This window comes from Oceanicaulis sp. HTCC2633, assembly GCF_000152745.1.
Lineage (GTDB): Bacteria > Pseudomonadota > Alphaproteobacteria > Caulobacterales > Maricaulaceae > Oceanicaulis.
In genome coordinates this window covers 2,805,610-2,824,577 of sequence record NZ_CH672428.1, presented here as the reverse complement: position 1 = coordinate 2,824,577, position 18,968 = coordinate 2,805,610, and the positions used below count along the sequence as shown (strand labels likewise).

General features: G+C 63.4%; 19 protein-coding genes. 6 read left to right on the top strand and 13 right to left on the bottom strand.

The window, feature by feature from the left end; translation table 11 throughout:
- Positions 1 to 6: 6 nt before the first annotated feature.
- From OA2633_RS13265 to OA2633_RS13250, 5 genes are all read right to left on the bottom strand, one after another.
- The gene (locus OA2633_RS13265; RefSeq protein WP_009803081.1) at positions 7 to 717 is read right to left on the bottom strand and encodes a response regulator; all 711 of its coding nucleotides are present in this window, start codon (positions 715 to 717) and stop codon (positions 7 to 9) included.
- A gap of 62 nt (positions 718 to 779) precedes the next feature.
- Positions 780 to 1,082 (bottom strand): hypothetical protein, encoded by a 303-nt coding sequence (locus OA2633_RS13260; RefSeq protein WP_009803080.1) that lies wholly within the window; start codon positions 1,080 to 1,082, stop codon positions 780 to 782.
- 188 nt (positions 1,083 to 1,270) lie between these two features.
- On the bottom strand, positions 1,271 to 1,402 hold the full coding sequence (locus tag OA2633_RS16605) for a hypothetical protein (protein WP_009803079.1): 132 nt from the start codon (positions 1,400 to 1,402) through the stop codon (positions 1,271 to 1,273).
- 57 nt (positions 1,403 to 1,459) lie between these two features.
- On the bottom strand, positions 1,460 to 3,334 hold the full coding sequence (locus tag OA2633_RS16555) for a PAS domain-containing hybrid sensor histidine kinase/response regulator (RefSeq protein WP_009803078.1): 1,875 nt from the start codon (positions 3,332 to 3,334) through the stop codon (positions 1,460 to 1,462).
- Positions 3,264 to 4,790 (bottom strand): PAS domain-containing protein, encoded by a 1,527-nt coding sequence (locus OA2633_RS13250; protein WP_009803077.1) that lies wholly within the window; start codon positions 4,788 to 4,790, stop codon positions 3,264 to 3,266. Before OA2633_RS13250 ends, OA2633_RS16555 begins: the two co-directional genes overlap by 71 nt.
- Positions 4,791 to 5,088: 298 nt before the next feature.
- Between OA2633_RS13250 and OA2633_RS13245 the strand changes: the two genes are divergently transcribed.
- Complete coding sequence (locus tag OA2633_RS13245) at positions 5,089 to 6,093, top strand: calcium/sodium antiporter (protein WP_009803075.1); 1,005 nt, start codon at positions 5,089 to 5,091, stop codon at positions 6,091 to 6,093.
- Between the two features lie 304 nt (positions 6,094 to 6,397).
- Here the strand turns inward: OA2633_RS13245 and OA2633_RS13240 are convergent, their stop codons facing one another.
- The 5 genes from OA2633_RS13240 to OA2633_RS13220 form a co-directional block, all read right to left on the bottom strand.
- A complete protein-coding gene (locus OA2633_RS13240; RefSeq protein WP_009803074.1) occupies positions 6,398 to 6,661 on the bottom strand; it encodes a hypothetical protein in 264 nt (87 codons plus the stop codon).
- Positions 6,662 to 6,878: 217 nt separating this feature from the next.
- Entirely contained in the window at positions 6,879 to 9,809 is a 2,931-nt protein-coding gene (locus OA2633_RS16405) for an FAD-dependent oxidoreductase (protein ID WP_009803073.1), read from the bottom strand.
- A gap of 102 nt (positions 9,810 to 9,911) precedes the next feature.
- Positions 9,912 to 10,496, bottom strand: coding sequence for an aminoacyl-tRNA hydrolase (gene pth, locus OA2633_RS13230; RefSeq protein WP_009803072.1), 585 nt, complete (start codon positions 10,494 to 10,496; stop codon positions 9,912 to 9,914).
- A gap of 83 nt (positions 10,497 to 10,579) precedes the next feature.
- Positions 10,580 to 11,212: a 50S ribosomal protein L25/general stress protein Ctc gene (locus OA2633_RS13225; protein ID WP_009803071.1), complete on the bottom strand. Its 633-nt coding sequence runs from the start codon at positions 11,210 to 11,212 to the stop codon at positions 10,580 to 10,582.
- A 167-nt stretch (positions 11,213 to 11,379) separates the two neighbouring features.
- Complete coding sequence (locus tag OA2633_RS13220; RefSeq protein WP_009803070.1) at positions 11,380 to 12,312, bottom strand: ribose-phosphate pyrophosphokinase; 933 nt, start codon at positions 12,310 to 12,312, stop codon at positions 11,380 to 11,382.
- A gap of 216 nt (positions 12,313 to 12,528) precedes the next feature.
- On the opposite strand from OA2633_RS13220, the gene OA2633_RS15585 reads away from it, so the two are divergent.
- Positions 12,529 to 13,701: an ATP-binding protein gene (locus OA2633_RS15585; protein WP_009803069.1), complete on the top strand. Its 1,173-nt coding sequence runs from the start codon at positions 12,529 to 12,531 to the stop codon at positions 13,699 to 13,701.
- Positions 13,682 to 14,065, top strand: coding sequence for a response regulator (locus OA2633_RS13205; RefSeq protein ID WP_009803068.1), 384 nt, complete (start codon positions 13,682 to 13,684; stop codon positions 14,063 to 14,065). Before OA2633_RS15585 ends, OA2633_RS13205 begins: the two co-directional genes overlap by 20 nt.
- Here OA2633_RS13205 and OA2633_RS13200 read toward each other — a convergent pair.
- Together OA2633_RS13200 and lgt are read right to left on the bottom strand one after the other, a co-directional pair.
- Complete coding sequence (locus OA2633_RS13200) at positions 14,062 to 15,198, bottom strand: class I SAM-dependent methyltransferase (RefSeq protein WP_009803067.1); 1,137 nt, start codon at positions 15,196 to 15,198, stop codon at positions 14,062 to 14,064. The two genes, OA2633_RS13205 and OA2633_RS13200, sit on opposite strands and share 4 nt — an antisense overlap.
- Positions 15,199 to 15,235: 37 nt before the next feature.
- Positions 15,236 to 16,117, bottom strand: a complete 882-nt coding sequence (gene lgt / locus OA2633_RS13195) for a prolipoprotein diacylglyceryl transferase (RefSeq protein ID WP_009803066.1) — start codon at positions 16,115 to 16,117, stop codon at positions 15,236 to 15,238.
- Positions 16,118 to 16,245: 128 nt separating this feature from the next.
- Between lgt and OA2633_RS13190 the strand changes: the two genes are divergently transcribed.
- From OA2633_RS13190 to proC, 3 genes are all read left to right on the top strand, one after another.
- Positions 16,246 to 16,551, top strand: a complete 306-nt coding sequence (locus tag OA2633_RS13190; RefSeq protein WP_009803065.1) for an accessory factor UbiK family protein — start codon at positions 16,246 to 16,248, stop codon at positions 16,549 to 16,551.
- 115 nt (positions 16,552 to 16,666) lie between these two features.
- On the top strand, positions 16,667 to 17,164 hold the full coding sequence (locus OA2633_RS13185; protein WP_009803064.1) for a YbjN domain-containing protein: 498 nt from the start codon (positions 16,667 to 16,669) through the stop codon (positions 17,162 to 17,164).
- 17 nt (positions 17,165 to 17,181) lie between these two features.
- Complete coding sequence (proC, locus tag OA2633_RS13180; protein WP_009803063.1) at positions 17,182 to 18,030, top strand: pyrroline-5-carboxylate reductase; 849 nt, start codon at positions 17,182 to 17,184, stop codon at positions 18,028 to 18,030.
- Between the two features lie 17 nt (positions 18,031 to 18,047).
- Here the strand turns inward: proC and OA2633_RS13175 are convergent, their stop codons facing one another.
- A complete protein-coding gene (locus OA2633_RS13175) occupies positions 18,048 to 18,959 on the bottom strand; it encodes a flagellin (protein ID WP_009803062.1) in 912 nt (303 codons plus the stop codon).
- Positions 18,960 to 18,968 lie beyond the last annotated feature (9 nt).

The following is an 18,968-nucleotide window of genomic DNA, read 5'->3' as shown; positions in this document are numbered from 1 at the left end:
CCAGCCTTAGCCTTCAGCAACGTCGTAGACCGGATCCGCCACCAGCTTGTAGCCCGACCCCCGCACGGTCTGGATATAGAGCGGGGCCTTGGGGTCCAGTTCGATCTTGCGTCTGAGGCGGGTGATCTGCACGTCCACCGCCCGCTCGCCCGCGCCATTGGCGGCCTGCTCGGACAGCGACTGCCGCGACACCGCCTCGCCATTGGATTTGGCCAGTGCGGCCAGAAGTGCGGTCTCACCACCGGTCAGACGCACGGACTTGCCGTCTTCGCTCAATTGCCCGCTTTCGATCTCGAACCGCCAGGGCCCGAAGGCGACAGCCGACGGCCCGCGGGTCTGCGGCAGGGCGCGGCGCAGGATCGCCTGCACGCGCAGCACCAGCTCCTCAGGCTCGAACGGTTTGGCGAGATAATCGTCCGCCCCGAGGCTGAGCCCCTTGATGCGATCTTCGGGCTCGCCGCGCGCGGTCAGCAGGAGGATGGGCGTGGCGTCGGTCTGGCGCACGGTTTCGGTGACTTCAAATCCGTCCGCGCCCGGCATCATCACGTCGAGGATGATCAGGTCAAAGCGCATCTGCGCCAGCAACGAGAGCGCTTTCTTGCCGTCGCTGGCGGAGGTGACGCGCAAACCCCGCGCGCGCAGGAACTTCGTCAGAAGATCGCGAATGCGGTCATCATCATCAACGACAAGGATATGGGCGGCGCGCGGGTCGATCATGGGCGAAGAGTGCCCAAATCCGCCCGCTTTGACCAGTTGCTCAAGTGCGTCTGAAACGTCCGCTAATGCTTCTTGAACGGCGCCGAGATCGCACTGCCGACCAGGGCGACAATGATCCGCGCAATCAGAGTGAAGAAGAGCAGCAGGATGGCGCCCTCCTCGATCAGCAGATCCATCCAGACCTTGTAGCGCACCGGAATGTCGGGCCGCAGGATCAAAGCCTCGAAGTCCTTGGCGCGCTGCACCAGCCAGTCGAGACCTTCCGGCCAGAGAATGCCCATGCTGATCAGCATGATGTAGGACAGCACGAAGGACAGGAAAATCGTGAAAGTGGCGTTGGTCGCACGCGCAAAGATCAGGCCCATCTCGGCCTCCCTCAAACCAGGGCGTCAGCCTCCCCACGGGCGACGCCTCGGGACCCTAGCACCGGAATTGGCGACGCGCAGTCCATTTTAGGATTTTATTGACCTTTCCGGACCGGATGCGGCGACGCAGGCCCCTTGACGGATGCCTGTCGGCGCCAGACCAGCTTCAATATACCAGAGATCAAACCCTAGATGATGAAGACAAACGCAATCACAGCGAGCGCAATGACCGCACCTCCCAAGGAGGCATAGAGGACATGTTCCTGCCAGTTCCGGCGCTCACCTTGGCGTGCTTCGGTTTTTTCTGCTCGAATGGTCATATCGCCTCCTTTAGCTTTGATAACGTCAGCTAGGGCGATTGGTTCCACTCTCAAGCGTCAATGCTCTGCGCCCTGAGGGGGATGAGCGCGTGCGGACACGCCCGAATTCAATCCGTTCAGCGCGTTCACGATGGCCTGCAACTCCACAGGCTTGCTGAAATACCCCTCCACATCCAGTGACTGGACCCGCGAACGTGTTTCCACGGTGGCGTCGGCGCTGACCACATAGATCGGAATGGCGGCGGCGCCCGCCTCGCCGGCGCGAATGCGCCGGATCGCCTCCTCTCCGCCCATGCCGGGCATGTGAAGGTCCATCAGGACGGCGTCAAAGGGTTCGGCCTGGAGCAATTCCAGCGCCTCTCCGCCGCTGGCCGCCACCACAGGTTCATACCCGCCCTGGCGCACCATCTCGGCGGTGACATCGCGATTGACCTTCTGATCGTCAACCACCAGCACGCGCTTGTCCCGGGCCGGCGCTTCCGGCGTATAGCGCAATCTGGACTGCGCCGTTTCCTGGGGCTCGTCATCAAGATCGGCCGGCCGGGCCGGGAATTCGAACCAGAAGCACGCCCCCTGCCCCGGACGGGAGTGGACCCCGATCTGGCCGCCCATCAAGACCACCAGTTCGCGCGCGATGGCGAGGCCCAGACCCGAGCCTTCATGGCTGCGCGAATGGGACATGTCCGCCTGTTCAAAGCGCCCGAAGACCCGTTTCTGGACGGTTTCGCTCATTCCGGGCCCGGTATCATGAACCTCGACCCGGATGCGGCCCGTCTCGGTCCAGAGCGCGTCCACCCGAACTTCTCCGGTTTCGGTGAACTTGATGGCGTTGCCCAGAAGGTTGCTGAGAATCTGGCGGACCCGATTGGCGTCCACCATCGCCACACGCGACAATTCCGGCGCCTGGGAGAGCCGCAACGGCAAGGCCTTGCGCTCGGCGTCGGGCGCATGCGCCTGCACCGTCTCCTCAATGACGTCGGAAGGGCGCACGGGGCGCTGAACGAGCTTGAGCTTGCCCGCCTCGATCTTGGACAGGTCCAGAATATCCTCGATGATCGACAGCAGGGCCCGGCCCGAGGACCGGATCGTCTGGACAAACTCCTTCTGGCGGTCGTTGAGGTCGGTCAACGCCAGCAATTGCGCAATGCCCAGAACGCCATTCAGCGGCGTTCGGATTTCATGGCTCATATTCGCCAGGAACTGGGATTTGGCTTCACTGGCCGCCTCGGCGTGAGCGAGGGCCGCCTTCAGCGTATCTTCGGCGCGTTTGTGCTGGGTGAGATCCTCGACAATCCCGATCATGCGAATGGGCAGATCATTGTGATCCCGGTCGACGATCCGGATATAGACCTTGATCCAGACCGTTTCGCCGCGGCCATTGATGATCATGTGTTCCAGGTTCGTCTGCTCGTGATCGCCGCGCAGCAGGGCCTCGGACATCTCCCGCACCTCGGACAGGTGCTCGGGGTGCGCAAACGCGATCAGGGTTTCCGTGCTGATCTCCTGATAGGCCAGTTCAGGCCTGCCCAGTATATCCGCCAGCGTGGCGTCCAGCCTCAGAAGCCCGCTTTCGGAATCCAGGTCCCAGACGCCCAGCCCCGCCACACGCAGCGCCATCTGGGCGCGCATGCCCGCCTGACGGGCTTCCTGCTCGATCCTCAGCTTGTCCGTGATATTGCGCAGCGTGCCCGAAATCCGTTCCGGGCGTCCGTCCGCATCGCACAGGACTTCGCCCACCCCCTCCACCCAGAGATAATGGCCCTCCCGGTGCTGGAGGCGGAACACCAGATTCTGCTTGTGGGGACCGGGATCGCCGGGTTTGACCTCCGGCTCGCGCAGGGTCTTCTGGACCGCCGCCAGATCATCCGGATGCACGGCGGCCAGGAAGTCCGATATCCGGCGCACGCTCGAGGGCTGGGGATTGCCCGTCATCTGGTAATAGCCGGGCGAGGCAAAGAGCTGGTCGGTCTTGAAGTCGAGATCGAAAACCGTGAGGTCGGAGCCCTTGATCGCCAGCTCGTATAACCGGCGATGTTCGTTGGCTTCCTGCTCGGCCTTGCGCAACGGAGTCTGGTCCGCCGCGATACCAGTCATTTCCCGGGGGGGCGCCGGTCTCGTCGCGACGAATGACGGCTCCGTCCACCTGCAGCCAGACCACTTCGCCATCCGGGCGGATGATGCGGTGCGCCAGCGTGATGCGCCCATCCTCGGACTTGAGGGTGTTCTCAAGGGTGCGGGAAACATTGTCGCGATCCTCGGGCACCATCAGCATCAACATGTCCGCCCAGGGGAAGGGCTTGTCGACCAGATCAGGACGGCCGAGCAAGGCGGCGAACCGGCTGTCGAGATAGATCACCGAGTCTTCGACCGAATACCACCAGCGGCCCATGTTCGCGCTGGTGATGGCCACTTCGGCGGTCAGACGCGCCTTGAGCGCCCGCGATTCCGCATCGGCGATCTCGCTGACATCGACCAGGGTGCCGACCATGCGCCGGGGGGCGCCGGGTTCAACCTGCTCAGCCTGGCCATGGGATTCCACATAGATCCAGTGTCCGTCGGCGTGGCGCACCCGCAAGCGCTCGCGCAAGGGGGTGCCATCCTCCAGATGACGCCAGATCGCCGTCTGATAGCGCTCACGATCACCCGGATGCATGAAATCGAGACCCGATTTCGAGGTGGGCGGCTGATAGCTTTCCGGAAGCCCCATGATTTCGAGCAGGCGCTCTGACCAGTAGAGCGTCTCCTCATCCGCGTTCCATTCCCAGATGCCCGCGCCCGTGCCCGAGATCGCCAGCGCATAGCGCGATTCCGAGTGCTCGAGCCGCGCCTGGGTCTGGCGGGCCGCCTCATCCAGACGCCGGGCCTTGATGAAGGCCCCGATCGTGTTGGTCAGGGGGGTGAGGAATTCGGCCAGCTCGGCGTCATACCCGCCCTTGCGGTTGGCCACGCCGGCGATCCCCAGCAGCTCGTCCCCGTTCATCATGGGCAGGGCCATGAAGGCTGTCATGGCCGGATGGCCAGGGGGCAGGTTCACCTTGAGGTCGGGCGCGTTTGCAATGACCGGCTTGTGGGAATTCAGCACCGAGGCGAAGATCAGCTCGGTATTGACGAACTCCATCACGCCTTCCTGTCCCGATTGCTCATAGAGCGCCCGAGATTGCGCGTCCCAGCTGATATCGGTCATCGCCCAGGTGCGCAGCCAGGGATTGACCCCGTCGCCCTCGCCGACGACCTCGCCCACGAACCCGTATCCGGACTCCGTGATGTCGAGCAGAATGGCCAGCAGCCTGTTGAACGAGGCGTATGCGGATTCCTCGCCCCCGATATAGATGGACTGGACATCCGAAATCGCTTCCAGAAGCTGGCGACTTCTAGCATCGGATGTCATGTCTCGTGCCATCTTGCGGTTCCCCACACGGGTTAGGGCTGGTGTGCAACCTTGACTTAAGGGTGTCAATGACTGGTGAACTTGAAGCCATCAGTCTTTCTCTCGGCCTCGCATCACGCTATATCGCAGGCGTTGGCGCAGTGCGCGCCCGCTCAGACACTCAGGAAGGACCCGTCCCATGGCAGCTCTTGTCGCTCTCGGCCTCGCAGTCGGCATTTTCGGCATTCTGAACCTGATCGACAACAAGCGTCTGGACTAGGGCGCTCGCGGGCCTAGCCCGCCACAGACGCAGGTCCTCATGCCCGACATCCTTCTTTTCAGCCTGATGGTGCTTGGCGGCATCGTCGTCCTTCTGACGGGCGGCGACATCCTGGTGCGCGGCGCCACGGCGCTGGCCAGCAAGGCGGGCGTGCCGCCGCTTCTGGTGGGACTGACCATCGTCGCTTTCGGGACCAGCGCGCCCGAAATGGTCGTCAGCGCCGCCGCAGCGGTTGAAGGCGCGCCGGGGCTCGCCATCGGCAATATCGTCGGCTCCAACATCGCCAATGTCCTACTGGTGCTTGGCCTGCCCGCTTTGCTTGCGCCCATCGCCTCCACCGCCACCGGCGTCAAACGCAACGCCTTCATCGCGCTGGGCTTCACCGCGCTCTTCATCGCCCTGTGTCTGGATGGCGCATTGTCTCTGATGGATGGCGCGATCCTGGCGGTGGGCATTGTCGGCTATGTCAGCTTCCTGGCGCTGACCGCGAAGGCGCATGCTGACGATCCCATGATCGCCGAGCTCACCGATATCGAGCATATGGACGGCCTGCCCGCCAAGGCGCCCATGGTGGCGCTCTTCCTTCTGGGCGGCCTGGTGATGCTGCCGATCGGCGCCCAGCTGATCGTGGATGGCGGCGTGGGCATCGCCGCGCTGTTCAATGTCCCCGACGCCGTGATCGGACTGACGATCCTGGCCTTCGGCACGTCCCTGCCCGAGCTCGCCACCGCGCTCGTCGCCGCACTGCGCAAGCAGGCGGACATGGCCATCGGCAATGTGGTCGGCTCCAACATCTTCAATATCAGCGCCGTGGGCGGCATTACCGGTCTTGCGGCGAGCTTTGCGACCGGCCAGCCGGCCCCCGTCTCGGACCAGTTCATCCAGCTGGACTTCTGGGTCATGACCGCTGCCGCCCTCGCCATTCTCGCCTTCGCCCTGTTTCGCCGCCCCATCGGACGGGTTTCGGGCCTCGTCATGACGCTCGCCTATGTGAGCTATATCGCGCTTCTTGTGCTCCGGAACCCGCTGACGATCCCGGCCTGAGCCGGCGCGGTCAGACATCCCCTCATCGCCTGAAAAAAATGGCCGGCTGCGCGAAGCAACCGGCCAGATGGGAAGGTTCATCCGCCTTGCGGCGGGCGCTCGGGGAGGAGCGAGGATCAATCTGATCCGGCGCTGTGACCTCACAAGGGCGGCAAAAGGGAAAGTCCGGGGCGCGAATAAGGCCCGCTCGCCGCAAGCCTGTCAGCCCGTTCATGTCCGCCCCAACAAACAGGGCCGGTCGCATGGCGACCGGCCCCGGGGTGCACGTGGGGGGACGTGCAGAGGGTGTGAAGCGCAGTAAGGCTTAGTGGCCTTCGCCGTGCTCTTCGTCAGCCGGAAGCGTCGCCGCCCAGGCTTCGAACTCGGCCTGGTCCAGGCCGCCATCGGCGTTCACGTCGAACGCAGCGAATTCGTCTTCGGTCAGTTCCGGCGCAACAGCTTGCGCTTCAGACAGGGTGATCACGCCGTCGCCATCGGTGTCGACAGTGTCGAACATCGGGGCTTCAGCGAATGCAGCGCCTGCGAAAGCAGCAGCAGCGATCGTCGAAATCAGAACTTGGCGTTTCATCAGTCTCTCTCCTTGCTCTAGGCCGGACAGTCACGGGGCGTCTGAGGGCCGCCTCGTCGTCTGGCAGGATCGAATATGATGAGCGCTTGTGTCCGCAGATGGCCGAAATCGGGGTATTCTGGCGTGTTTTTGAGGGCGTCTTCCCGCCGGAAAGCTGGCGGAATTGTGAACTTCCGTTCATGCGGGACGGGCCCGTCCGGGCCGCGCCCCGCATCCCCTATTTCAGATGCTTGATGGTGTGACGGAAGAACTTCTCCGTTTCCGGGTGCAGCGTATTGGACAGGCGCAAGAGCGCCACCAGCCGGCGACCATCATTGGCGATATCCTCGTGCGACCGGGATTCCTCATCCAGCACGCCCTGGATCTTCAGGAATCCGGCATGCCGCTGCCCCACCCCGTGACGGATCACCACCCCGGACGGGTTGATCCGGCGCGTCTTGCCCGCAAGCTTGCGCCGGATGTGCAGCGCCTTCTGGGCCTCATCGGCCTCATAGCCGGTGATGGCGCCCTCGATGAAGCGCACCCGGCCTTTCTTGAACAGGCACCAGACCAGCAGCCGGTGGGCCGTACAGGAGGCCGGCCAGAAAGGCTGCGGAACATTGGCGACATTATAGACCTGGACGGGGTTGAGCTTCACATCCAGCCGGTCGAGGAAGGCGTCGATATCAAAGCCGGACATGACCTGGTCGATCTGCGCCAACCGGTCCTTTTCGCCTTCGACCAGCTTGAAGTCATCTGATTCAAACAAGCGCGAGAGCTCGTCGCCATAGACCAGAACATCGGACTGGTTGGCCCAGACCGCGCCATTCAGCCGGGGCGACAGGAGCGCGTTGAGCTCATTAACCAGCCGCTCATGGTCAAAGTTCTCGATGCACAGCCGGAGAATGTCCACGAGCGCGCCATCCCCCGAGCCCGACACCACGAACAGCCGGTCCGGCGCGCTCTCTGCATCTTCCTTGATCTCCAAGGGTTCGCTGGCGCGCCCGAAACCGGTTTCGTCTGGCGTCCAGTATCCCTTGTTCAGGATCAGGTCCTCCGGCATGGGCGGATTGACCTTCGCGTTGAACTCCCTGGGGATCTCGGCTCCGAAGCCCGTGGCGAAGACCACCACGTCACAGTCCACGATCGACCAGGGGTCGTCGGCGGCGTTGTACTCCTCAGCCGCTGACGCCCTGGGATCCCGTCTGGCGGGATAGCCGTGATCGCCCTCCCCCATTTTCTGCAAGTGCGCGATATAGGCGGAGGCTTTCATGCGCCGTTCGGCCAGGAGGTCGGCTTCGGTCGCCGTCGCGTGTTTGCGGCGTCTTCTTTCCAGTTGTTCCTGAATGGACCGCGGCTCTGTGACCGCTCTCATCTCGCCATCCTCATCAACGCCGAAATGCCAGTTTGCGACGATGTGCTTCCGGTTCTGGCGGTCAAAGAGCAGCATTTGCACCGGGAACTCGCGATACACCGAGAAATCGGTGTAATCGCCGAGACTGGCGCGACGGGCCTGATACGCCTCGAACTGATCAACGAGCGTGCTGATGACGGTCTCGGCGCGGCCGGCGGTCCAGTTGAGCGCGGGCAGCGGAAAATCGGTCGAGCCGTGCTCACAGCCCTTTTCCGGCCAGTCATAGAAACGCGGATGCAGATAGCGCTGGCTCTTGCGATCAATGACCGGGACAAGCTCGGGCTCTTTTTCCAGCAAGACGACCCGGGTGCCGGTTTCCGCAGCCGCCACCGCGGCGGCCATGCCGCTGATCCCGCCGCCAATGATGCAGATCTTTCGCCCCTTGCCGATCTTGCCCGCCTTGAAGAGGGCATGGATCAGGGTCATCGCCCGGGTCTGCTGGGTGAAAACGGTTTTCTTGGCTTCAAAGCACCCCAGCACATAGATCTGATGGCGCCGCATGTGCTGATCACGCGGCAGGGACATGGCGTCCAGGATCTGGTTCTCGTCAATCTGATCGAATTTCACCGCGGAGCGTCGCCGCTTCTCGACCGGCTTGTCGTAATGCTGGCGTCGGATCTCTGCCTGAAACCGCTCGACCCGTGACCACTCCACAAGATTCTGCTTGGCCTCGTCGCGCGCTTCCGACGTGTTCTGCGCCTGAATGGCGAGGCTCTCGCCGTGCATCTCGCGAATGGGGCCATAGCCCAGACCCGAGATCAGCTTGATCGCTTCCGCCTCGGAGTGCTGCTCGAAGACATATTCCAGAGGCCGGATGACGCTCCAGCATCGCTGGTCCGCCTTCGCCGAGCCTTCCGACCGGCGCAGCTTGAACTGCTCCAGGCGGGACCGGAGGGTCTCCAGATGCGCCGGGTCGTCCAGAATGCCCGCCCCGGCGAACGTGCCCAGATTGCGAAGACCATGCATGATGATCAGCCCGTGCTGGTCCACCCCCTTCGAGAACACGTTGGGAAGCAGCGTTTCGACGAAATGGTCGTACAGCACGAAATCCGAGACCGGGCGGGCGAGGATGGACACGCCGCTCTCCTGCAGCGCGGTCAGGTCTATGGACAGCGAGGGAAGCGAGCGCTTGGGCGCGCTGAGGATGCTGCGATTGGCGCTGAACAGGTAGATATCCTTGCTGGGCGAGCGGGGGTTCGCCTTGACCTGATCACGCATCTTGTTGATGTCGTTGTAGTAGTGATGAATGATTTCAAGCGCGGTCTCGTCCAGGGACTCGATATCGGTCAGCACCCGGTCATCGTAATCGCGCCGGTTGATATGGGTGTAGCGCATCTTGAAACAGGCGCTCGTGTACCGCCGGTAGAATGGCAGGCGGTCGCTATAGTTCATCTCGTATTCCATCGCGATCCGCGAGATCACGTTGGAGCGCGGCCCCCCGATCGCCAGGACATGCCCGTCCAGCGCCGGGACCGACAGTCGGTCGGGGATGAAATGGATCTGGATCCCGTTCCGTGAGGAGGGCGGCGAGCTGCCGAAATTGGTGCTGAGCATCAGGTGCATCAGCAGGTCCGAAGAGCGGCCGAGCATTCTGGGATTGGCCGCCTCGATGCAGACATGCAGCGGCGCCGGGCCCAGCACGTCATCGACGACCGCCTTGAACTTATCCAGAAAGTGCGGTTTTCCGCCGTCCTGCATGGCGTCCGGGTTCACCGGATCCACTGCATAAAACGCACGCCGCTTCCTGCCCCACATGAGCGCCCCCTCCTCCGCGCATGGTCCATAGACTGCGCCATTGAAGGACAGGATCAACCAAGAGGCGAGTCAAAAACGCGTTCAGGGACTCAGCGCGCGGTGTCAGGGCGCGGGCGCGAGATGGGTCACCCTGGTCTGGAAGGCGTCTTCATTGCCCTCCAGGATGAGCGGGAAGGCGCGCGCGATCGCGTCCAGCAGCGGGCCCAGCCACTCACCCTCGGCCTTGGAGAAATCGCCCAGAACCCAGTTGGTGACCTGGTTCTTGTCGCCGGGATGGCCGATGCCGATGCGGCCGCGCTTGAAATCGCCCTCGATATGCGCCTTGGTCGAGCGCAGGCCGTTATTGCCCGCATGCCCGCCGCCCGTCTTGAGACGGAACTTGCCGGGCGCCAGATCGAGCTCGTCATGGAAGACCATGATCTTGTCCGCCTCGATCTTGTAAAAGCGCGCCGCCTCGGCCACGGCCCGGCCGGACTCGTTGTAGAAGGTCTGGGGCTTGAGCAGCAGGACCTTCTTCGGTCCCTGCCCGGTCTCCACCACGCCTTCGGCGGTCTGACCGGAAAAGCGCGATTTCCACGGCCCCAGCCGCCAGTCCTCGGCGATGGCGTCCAGCGCCATGAAGCCCACATTGTGACGGTTGCCGGCGTATTTGCCGCCCGGATTGCCGAGCCCAACGATCAGATGCATGACGCGCTCCAGAAATGAAAAAGGCGGCCGGGACAGTGTCCGCCAGCCGCCTTTTAAGTCCGTTGCGGACGAAGGAAAGAGGATTACTCCTCGTCGCCCTCGGCCTCGGTCTCTTCGCCTTCAGCGCCCTCTTCATCCTCGGTCGCACGCGCCGCGCGAGAGTTCTGGATGGTGGCGATGGTGAAGTCGCGGTCGGTGATCGCCGGGGTGACGCCTTCCGGCAGGGTCACGGCGGAGATGTGGATGGAATCGCCGATGTCGTAACCGGAGAGGTCCACATCGATCTGATCCGGGATCGAGCCCGCCGGCACGTTCACTTCCACGGCGTGACGCACAACGTTCAGAACGCCGCCGCGCTTCAGGCCCGGAGACTTCTCGTCATTGTGGAAGTGCACGGTCACTTCGACGGTGATGATGGTGCTTTCGTCAACGCGCTGGAAGTCGATGTGCACCGGCTCGTCGCGAACCGGGTGGAATTGCACGTCGCGGGTCAGCACGGACTGCTTTTCACCCTTGTGATCGATGGTGATCATCTGAGCGAGGAATTTGCCCGAGTTGATCGCCTTGATCACTTCGTTGTTTTTCAGCGCGATCGAGACGGGACCTTTGTCGCCGCCATAAAGAACGCCCGGCACAAAGCCGTTGCGGCGGGTTTCACGTGCGCCGCCAGTACCCGTGCGCTCACGCACTTCGACGGAGAGAACAATATCGCTCATGGTCCGGTCCCATACGAAATCGGTTTAAACGCAAGCGCCGCCGGTTTTGGCGGCGCGCGCTTCGTTCAGCCATCAAGACTGAGTAAGAACTTTCGAGCCGCGGGCTATAGCGGAAGCTTGCGGGGAGCGCAAGCGATCCGCTGACTCTTCCGCGGCGCGTCTCCAGCCTAGTCGAACAGCTTGGAGACAGACTCGTCATTGGCGATCCGGCGGATCGCCTCGCCCAGCAGCGGCGCCACCGACAGCGAGCGGATATTCTTGCCCGCCGCCACCTTGGCGGTCACGTCGATGGAATCGGTGACCACAAGCTCTTTCAGGACGGAGTTGGAGATCCGCTCCACCGCCTTGCCGGACAGGACGCCATGGGTGATGTAGGCGGAGACTTCCTTGGCGCCCTGCTCCTTGAGCGCCGCCGCGGCGTTGCACAGCGTGCCGCCGGAATCGATGATGTCGTCGAAGATGATGCAGCGGCGGCCTTCGACATCGCCGATGATGTTCATCACTTCAGACACGCCCGCCTTGGGACGGCGCTTGTCGACGATGGCGATGTCCGCGCCCAGACGCCCGGCCAGCGAGCGTGCGCGCACCACCCCGCCCACATCCGGAGACACGATCAGCAGGTCCTCGACATCATAGTGCTGACGGATGTCCTGCTCGATCACCGGGGTGGCGAAGAGGTTGTCGGTCGGAATGTCGAAGAAGCCCTGGATCTGGCCCGCATGCAAATCGATGGTCAGCACTCGGTGGGCGCCGGCCTCGGCTACGAGGTTCGCCACCAGCTTGGCGGTGATCGGGGTGCGGCCGCCGGTTTTGCGGTCCTGACGGGCATAGCCGAAATAGGGAATGACGGCGGTGATCCGGTTGGCGCTGGCGCGAGCCAGCGCGTCCATGCAGATCAGCAATTCCATCAGATGGTCGTTGGCGGGCTCGGAGGTGGGCTGGATGATGAAGACATCCTGGCCGCGCATGTTCTCGTCGATGCGCACGAACAGCTCGCCATCGGCGAAGCGCTCGATCTCCACATCCGACAGGGGGGCGTCAAGATAATCGGCGATGGCCTTGGCCAGTGGTCGGTTGGCGTTGCCGCACATCAGTTTCATGATCTGCCCTCTCCCGTGTTCTGAGCCGCGGCGCGCTCATAGCAGGATAAGCGCGTGCGGCAAAGCGGCGGGGCGCCCGCCATGCTGTCATGATGATCAGGACGTGAACGGAAAAAGCCCGCTGCACACGCCTAGGGCGCGTCTCGCATCTGAAACACTCCCTTAAGCAGAAACCTAGAGTGTCGGATACGCAATTCCGCAAGCTCAGAGGCGCTCATGCAATCTCTTCACGGCTTCATGCCCCATGGCATGTGTTATCTGTGGCGTGCAGACATCCTGCTGATGCATGTGGTCTCGGATGCGCTGATCGGTCTGGCCTATTTCTCCATCCCCGTCGTCATCTGGCTGATCTCCCTGAGACGGCCGGACATCCTTTTCAGGCCCGTCGCCTATCTCTTCATCCTGTTCATCATCTTCTGCGGCGCCACGCACCTGTTCTCGATCTACACGATCTGGACCCCGGCCTATTTCACCGAAGGCGCGCTCAAGATCCTGACCGCCGTAGTCTCCGTCGCGACCGCGATCACCCTCTGGCCGCTTCTGCCCAAGGCGCTGGCCATGCCCAGCACGGACCAGCTCAGACAGTCCAACGAATCTTTGCAGGACGAAGTCCAGCTGCGTGTGGGCGCGGAGCGCCAGCTGCAGCAACTGGCGAACTCGCTGGAGCGCCAGGTCCAGCGCCGGACCGCGGATCTGGAGCGTTCGAACGGCACCCTGCGCGACTTTGCGGCGGGCGCCTCCCATGACCTCAAGGCCCCGGCCCGCCAGATCTCGCTGCTGGCGGATCTGGCCCAGCGCCAGCTGGGTCCGGAGGGGGACGACAAGGTGCTGGGCTATCTGCATGACGTCAAAGCCAAGTCCCGTGACATGCTGATGCTGATCGACACGCTGCTGAGCTATTCGGACCTGGTGGAGACCAAGGCCGCATCGAACGCTGCGCCTCTGCGGCCCCTGCTCGAAAAGCTGCTGGCCGCCTATTATCCCGACGCCCCCATCACGCTGGACGTCATCGGCGATCCCGTCCTGCAAGGCGATGAGACCCTGCTGGCGCACCTCTTCCGCAATCTCGTGGACAACGCCGTGAAGTATTCCGACAAGGAAGAGATCCGGCTCACCGTGGACGCCTTGGAAACGCCTGGCGGTCTGACGGTCCGATTCGCGGACAATGGCCCCGGCATCCCGGCCAACCAGGCCGAGGGTGTGTTCAAGATGATGCAGCGCTATCGCAGCGACGTCTCAGGGTCGGGGGTCGGGCTGGCCTTTTGCGCCCGGATCATGGAGGCTCATGACGGCAAGATCAGCGTGGATCCCGATTTTGTCGGCGGCGCACGGTTCTTGATGCAGTTTCCCCGGATCGAGGAGATCAGCGATGACCAGCCTGATCATTGAAGACAGCCTTATTGACGCCAGCCTGATCACGAGCGCGCTGGAAGCGCGCGGATATGGCGATCTGAAAGTCTTCGAACGGGCCGAGGATGCGCTCGACTATATCCGCAGCGACGCAGCGAAACCTGATTTCTGCCTGGTCGACAGCCGCCTGCCCGGCATGTCGGGCTCGGACTTCATCAAACTGGTGAAGAAATGCGGCAAGATGGACGGCGTGCCGTGCATCAGCCTGTCCACCTCCAACCTCAAGGACGAAATCCGGATCGCCCTCGAGGCCGGCGCGGACGGCTATTTCGTCAAGCCCTCCGACCTTGAGGAATATGAACGCGTGATCGCCCGCATCATCGAGGCGCATCTCAGCGCCTAGCGAGACCGTTTGAACGGCGCGATGCCCGGCGCCGGCGGCAAGCCTTCCGAACTGAAGGCCGCCAGCTTGAAGAGCGTCCCCATATCCTCAGGCGAGACCAGGCGGTGCATCTGACGCTTGAGCTTGGCCTGACCGGCCTCGTCGACCGAGCGTGACAGAACGGCGGCGCGCTGCTCGATCCCCAGCTCGGTCAGGAAATCGCCCTGGGTCATGGGACCGAAAGCCGACAATCCGGCGTCCTCGCCCAGCCTGAGCAAGCGATCGAAATCGACCCAGGCTGTGAGGTCCGCCGTGCCCGGCGCGTCCAGCGGATCCACTTTCTGATGCGCACGGATGGCCTGCAGCGTGTCGCCCGTCTCAGGCTTTGCAGACCCGTAATCGACAAACAGGGCATAGCCTGGATCGCGGTCGAACCGGGCCGCAAGCTGGTCGATCTGTTGCTGATCGCCAGGGCGCAATTCCACCAGCGTGCCGTCGTCGGCTTCGCGCAGACCAGGGGCGATGAAGGCCACATCCGCTTCACCCAGCACTGGTCCCAGCCCATAGACGAAACGGGCTTCGTCCTCGGGGTGCAGCGTCACCACCCGTTCGCGCCATTGGCCCTTGTGGCGGATGGCCTGACGGATCGGCAGACAGTCGAGAAACTCATTGCCGATGACGACAGCGGGACCGGACGGCGCCTTGTCGAAATCCTTCGCCCAGTTGATCGGGACAGAGGCGCTCGCCAATGTCTGGCCCTGCACCATCTTGAGCGCGGGCGACGCTTCGATCAGCGTCACATGGACCGCGTCCAGAAATCCGGGCGCGGCCCGCCCTGCCCGAAGCATGTCGCTCATCATCCGGCCGGTGCCCGGCCCCAGCTCGATCAGTTCAAAGCGCGAGGGCGCGCCCATCTGCATCCAGCATTCCGCCGCCCACAGGCCCAGAAGTTCGCCGAACATCTGACTGATTTCGGGCGCCGTGATGAAATCGTTCGCAGCGCCCAGCGGGTCTTTCGTCGCGTAAAAGCCCGCCATGGGATGAAACAGCGCCTCGGCCATGAAGGCGGCCACCGACAGCGATCCCTCCGTGCGGATGCGCTCTGCCAGACGCTCCGAGATCATCTGCGCGGGGCGAAACTCGTCATCGCTCATGGATCAGTCCCTGTCTTGGCTCAGGCATCGTCCCGGCTCAGGCGGCGCGTTCGCCCACAGCCGGGGCCTTGCGGGCGCGCCAGACCAGATAGGCCCCCAGCGCGATCATGGGAATGCACAACACCATGCCCATTGTCACATAGCCCTGCAGCGCTTCGGGCATCTGCCGGTCGGGCTCGCGGAACAGCTCCACAAACGCGCGGAACACGCCATAACCGATCAGGAAGGCGCCTGTGATCAGGCCGGGCCGGGTCAGCGCCTTGAAGCGATAGATCAGCACGCTCAGGATCACGAACAGCACCAGACCTTCAAGCGCCGCCTCATAAAGCTGGCTGGGATGGCGCAACTGGCAGGTCGGGTCGGCGGAAAACCGCATGGCCCAGGGCAGGTCCGGCGCCGGACGCCCCCAAAGCTCGCCATTGATGAAGTTCGCCATCCGTCCGAAGAACAGGCCGATCGGCGTCGCCGCCGCCACCGCATCCGATACCCGCAGCAAGGGCGCAGCGTGTGCGCGCGCGGTCAGCACCATGGCGAGGGTCACGCCGATCAGGCCGCCGTGAAAGCTCATGCCGCCATCGGTTATGCCGGTGATGACGCGCAGCGGCGTCTCCCAGATCATCGACGTATTGTAAAAGAGTACATAGCCCAGACGCCCGCCGACAATGACCCCGATCATGATCCACAAGACGAGATCATCCACGAAGGCCCGGCTATAGGGCGCAGTCTGGGTTTTGCGCGTCGTGCCCCACAACGCGTCGTTCGAGACGAGTCGGAGCACCCAGACCAGACCGCCGAACAGGCCGGCGATATAGGCGAGCGCATACCAGCGGATCGGAAACGGACCGAAGATCCAGACCTTGGGAAGGGTGAACAGGACCGGATCGATGAGGTCGAAACTGGCGGGGCATGCGCCTATCATGAAAGGCTCCAGAAAAATAATTTGGCCGACGGGACCGGCTGTTAACTGTCAGGCGGCGCGGCGGCGCATTGCTAAGCCGACCCGTCGACGCCTATATGGGTCTTCATAGCAGAGCACACGGTGATGTCATGCAGTCACGCAATCCCCTGTTCGCAGATCTCGCCGATCTGATGACCGACGCCTTCAGCGCCGCGCAAGCCGCAGGTGATGAAGCGCGCGCGGTGTTCCGCGCCCAGGCCGAACGCATGGCGTCCGAGCTGGATCTGGTGAGCCGGGACGAGTTCGAAGCTCTGCGGGCCGAAGCGGACGCCAGCGCCGCCCGGCTCGAATCGCTGGAGGCCCGCCTGGCCGAACTGGAAGCCCAATCGGCGAAAAAGCCGACCCGGGCCAAGTCTGCGGCCAAGACGTCCACAGCAAAAAAGTCCGCTGAATAAACCACTTACAAAATCCCCCACGCACAGCGCTTGCACCCCGATGACGGGGCGGCATACCGTCCGACATGGGCGGCGCACTGAGTCGCCAGGCGCTGCGAGGGGCTAGAGGACCATCATGGATCTCACCACCCAGGAAACCGTCGTTTCGATGGATCCGCTGGAAAGCATCGAGCAAGCCGTCCTGACGGCTCAATACGCCTATGAGCGCGACGACCTGGAACTGCACATGGCGGTTCCCGGCTCCTGGCGCGATCACCAGATCTGGTTTTCCTATCGCCCGGATCTCGACGTCATCCACATGTTCGCGGCTCTGGACCTGAAAACGCCGGACAGCCGCTACAAGGATGTGTGCGAGCTGGTGGCGCGCCTCAATGAGCGCCTGTGGATCGGCCATTTCGAAATCTGGCACGAGGACGGCACCATTGTCTTCCGTCATGCGCTGACCCTGCCGGAAGCGGAAAATGTCTCCGTCGCCCAGGCCGCCACCATGATCGAAGCGGCCAAGGAAGCAGGCGAACGTCTGTATCCGGCGTTTCATTATCTGCTGTGGAGCGGTAAAACTCCGCTTGAAGCAGTGGCCGCCGCCATGTTCGACACGGCCGGCGAAGCCTGAGGACACGGAACACGCACATGGCAGACTTACAGGGGCGGATCGGCCTGCTCGGCGCAGGCCGCATGGGCTCCGCGCTGGCCTCGGGCTGGCTGCGCAAGTCGCGCGGCGGTGTGAGCGCCGACCAGATCGTGCTGATCGATCCGAGACCAGGCGTGGGCGCCCAGGGTCTGATGGAAAGCCATGGCGTCAAATGCGTCCCGGCCCTGACCGGCCAGATCGCCGCCACTCTGGATACGCTGGTCGTCGCCATCAAGCCTGACCTTGTCCGCTCCGTTCTCGGCAAGGTGAGCGAGGATTTGCCGGAAGGCGCGCTGGTGATCTCCATCGCCGCGGGCGTGCCTCTGCGCACCCTGTCCGCCGCCCTGCCCGGACGCCCCATCGTGCGCGCCATGCCCAACACGCCCGCCGCCATTGGCGAAGGCGTCTCGGTCTGCGTCGCCAATGAGGCCGCTGATACGAAAACCCTGATCCGTCAGGCTGAAAGACTGCTCAAGCCGGCGGGCCTGGTGGAGTGGATCTCGGACGAACGGATGATGGATGCGGTGACAGCCGTGTCCGGCTCCGGTCCCGCCTATGTCTTCCTGTTCACCGAGGCCCTGGCCGCGGCGGCCGAAGCGGAAGGCCTGTCGCGCGAGCTGGCGATGACGCTGGCCAAGCAGACCGTGATCGGCGCCGGGGCGATGATGAAGGCGGGTCTGGGCGAGCCGGACGAGCTGCGTCGCAATGTGACAAGCCCCAATGGCACCACCCAGGCGGGCCTGGATGCGCTGATGAGCGGGGGCGGGCTGCCGGGCCTGGTGCGCAACGCCGTCGCCGCCGCCGAACGACGCGGCCGGCAGATGGGCGCGCAGAGCGCGGGCGACTAGGCCCGCGCCGTCAACGCCTAGAGATAATTCAGCAAGCTGATCTGGCTCAGACGCGAAAAGGTCTGCGCCGACACCTGGACCGCGGTCTGGGCCTGCTGGAAGCGGGTGGCCGCTTCGGCCATGTCCGCATCCTCGATTCCCGCCACCATGATCTCGAGATAGTCCGAGCGCTTTTCATGGCCGGTGATCGAGCCTTCGAGCTGTTTCTGGCGAGCGCCGTTCTCCGCCATCGCCACATTGATGGTGTCGAAGGCGGAAATGATGTTGGCCAGTTCGGTTTCGAGGAAGGCCTGCTGGTTCTCGGTGATCTGACCGTCAAACGGACCGTCCGGCCCGGCGTTGAAGTCAGCAATGCGTTCGATCGAGGCCATCAACTCCGTGCCGACCTCGGATGCGGTGGCGTTGACGTCGATGGTGATGGTTTCCTCGATCTTGGTGGTCTGGCGGTCTGCGGCGTTCTGGAAGGTGGCCGAGACGTCCGGCACCGCCGCCTGCAGATCGGCGATCGTATCGGCGGTGAAGGGCACGGCGTCCGTCCGGCGTCCGCCGAACACAAAGGAGCCGTTGAAGCGCATGTTCAGGGCGGCTGACGCCCGGTCGAACACCTCCTGCACCTTGTCCATCATGAAGGAGCCGTCATTGGTGGTCAGCGCGGTGCGCAGATCGGTCGCGGCGGTGGAGAGCTCCTGATAGGCGAGATCCTGGATCTCGAGCCGGTTCAGCACGCGCTCATTGGCGCCCACGAAGGACTCGCTGCGTTTCTGGGCCGCCTTCGCGGCGATTATGGTCTCGGCGGAGTTGGCGTACCCTTTGAGATCCGGGGCCTTCTTGCCACTGGCGAGCTGCTGGCGGGCATCATAGGCTTCACGCTGTGCGCGCATCAGATCGCTCAAGGCGGCCTGGGATGCGGCCTGGGTGGAAATTCTCATTCTAAGCTC

What these genes read in the sequence shown, in the direction of transcription:
- OA2633_RS13265 (WP_009803081.1), bottom strand. Translation starts at nt 717, where the DNA reads ATGATCGACCCGCGCGCCGCCCATATCCTTGTCGTTGATGATGATGAC.
- OA2633_RS13260 (WP_009803080.1), bottom strand. Translation starts at nt 1,082, where the DNA reads ATGGGCCTGATCTTTGCGCGTGCGACCAACGCCACTTTCACGATTTTC.
- OA2633_RS16605 (WP_009803079.1), bottom strand. Translation starts at nt 1,402, where the DNA reads ATGACCATTCGAGCAGAAAAAACCGAAGCACGCCAAGGTGAGCGCCGG.
- OA2633_RS16555 (WP_009803078.1), bottom strand. Translation starts at nt 3,334, where the DNA reads ATGACGGGCAATCCCCAGCCCTCGAGCGTGCGCCGGATATCGGACTTC.
- OA2633_RS13250 (WP_009803077.1), bottom strand. Translation starts at nt 4,790, where the DNA reads ATGACATCCGATGCTAGAAGTCGCCAGCTTCTGGAAGCGATTTCGGAT.
- OA2633_RS13245 (WP_009803075.1), top strand. Translation starts at nt 5,089, where the DNA reads ATGCCCGACATCCTTCTTTTCAGCCTGATGGTGCTTGGCGGCATCGTC.
- OA2633_RS13240 (WP_009803074.1), bottom strand. Translation starts at nt 6,661, where the DNA reads ATGAAACGCCAAGTTCTGATTTCGACGATCGCTGCTGCTGCTTTCGCA.
- OA2633_RS16405 (WP_009803073.1), bottom strand. Translation starts at nt 9,809, where the DNA reads ATGTGGGGCAGGAAGCGGCGTGCGTTTTATGCAGTGGATCCGGTGAAC.
- pth (WP_009803072.1), bottom strand. Translation starts at nt 10,496, where the DNA reads ATGCATCTGATCGTTGGGCTCGGCAATCCGGGCGGCAAATACGCCGGC.
- OA2633_RS13225 (WP_009803071.1), bottom strand. Translation starts at nt 11,212, where the DNA reads ATGAGCGATATTGTTCTCTCCGTCGAAGTGCGTGAGCGCACGGGTACT.
- OA2633_RS13220 (WP_009803070.1), bottom strand. Translation starts at nt 12,312, where the DNA reads ATGAAACTGATGTGCGGCAACGCCAACCGACCACTGGCCAAGGCCATC.
- OA2633_RS15585 (WP_009803069.1), top strand. Translation starts at nt 12,529, where the DNA reads ATGCAATCTCTTCACGGCTTCATGCCCCATGGCATGTGTTATCTGTGG.
- OA2633_RS13205 (WP_009803068.1), top strand. Translation starts at nt 13,682, where the DNA reads ATGACCAGCCTGATCATTGAAGACAGCCTTATTGACGCCAGCCTGATC.
- OA2633_RS13200 (WP_009803067.1), bottom strand. Translation starts at nt 15,198, where the DNA reads ATGAGCGATGACGAGTTTCGCCCCGCGCAGATGATCTCGGAGCGTCTG.
- lgt (WP_009803066.1), bottom strand. Translation starts at nt 16,117, where the DNA reads ATGATAGGCGCATGCCCCGCCAGTTTCGACCTCATCGATCCGGTCCTG.
- OA2633_RS13190 (WP_009803065.1), top strand. Translation starts at nt 16,246, where the DNA reads ATGCAGTCACGCAATCCCCTGTTCGCAGATCTCGCCGATCTGATGACC.
- OA2633_RS13185 (WP_009803064.1), top strand. Translation starts at nt 16,667, where the DNA reads ATGGATCTCACCACCCAGGAAACCGTCGTTTCGATGGATCCGCTGGAA.
- proC (WP_009803063.1), top strand. Translation starts at nt 17,182, where the DNA reads ATGGCAGACTTACAGGGGCGGATCGGCCTGCTCGGCGCAGGCCGCATG.
- OA2633_RS13175 (WP_009803062.1), bottom strand. Translation starts at nt 18,959, where the DNA reads ATGAGAATTTCCACCCAGGCCGCATCCCAGGCCGCCTTGAGCGATCTG.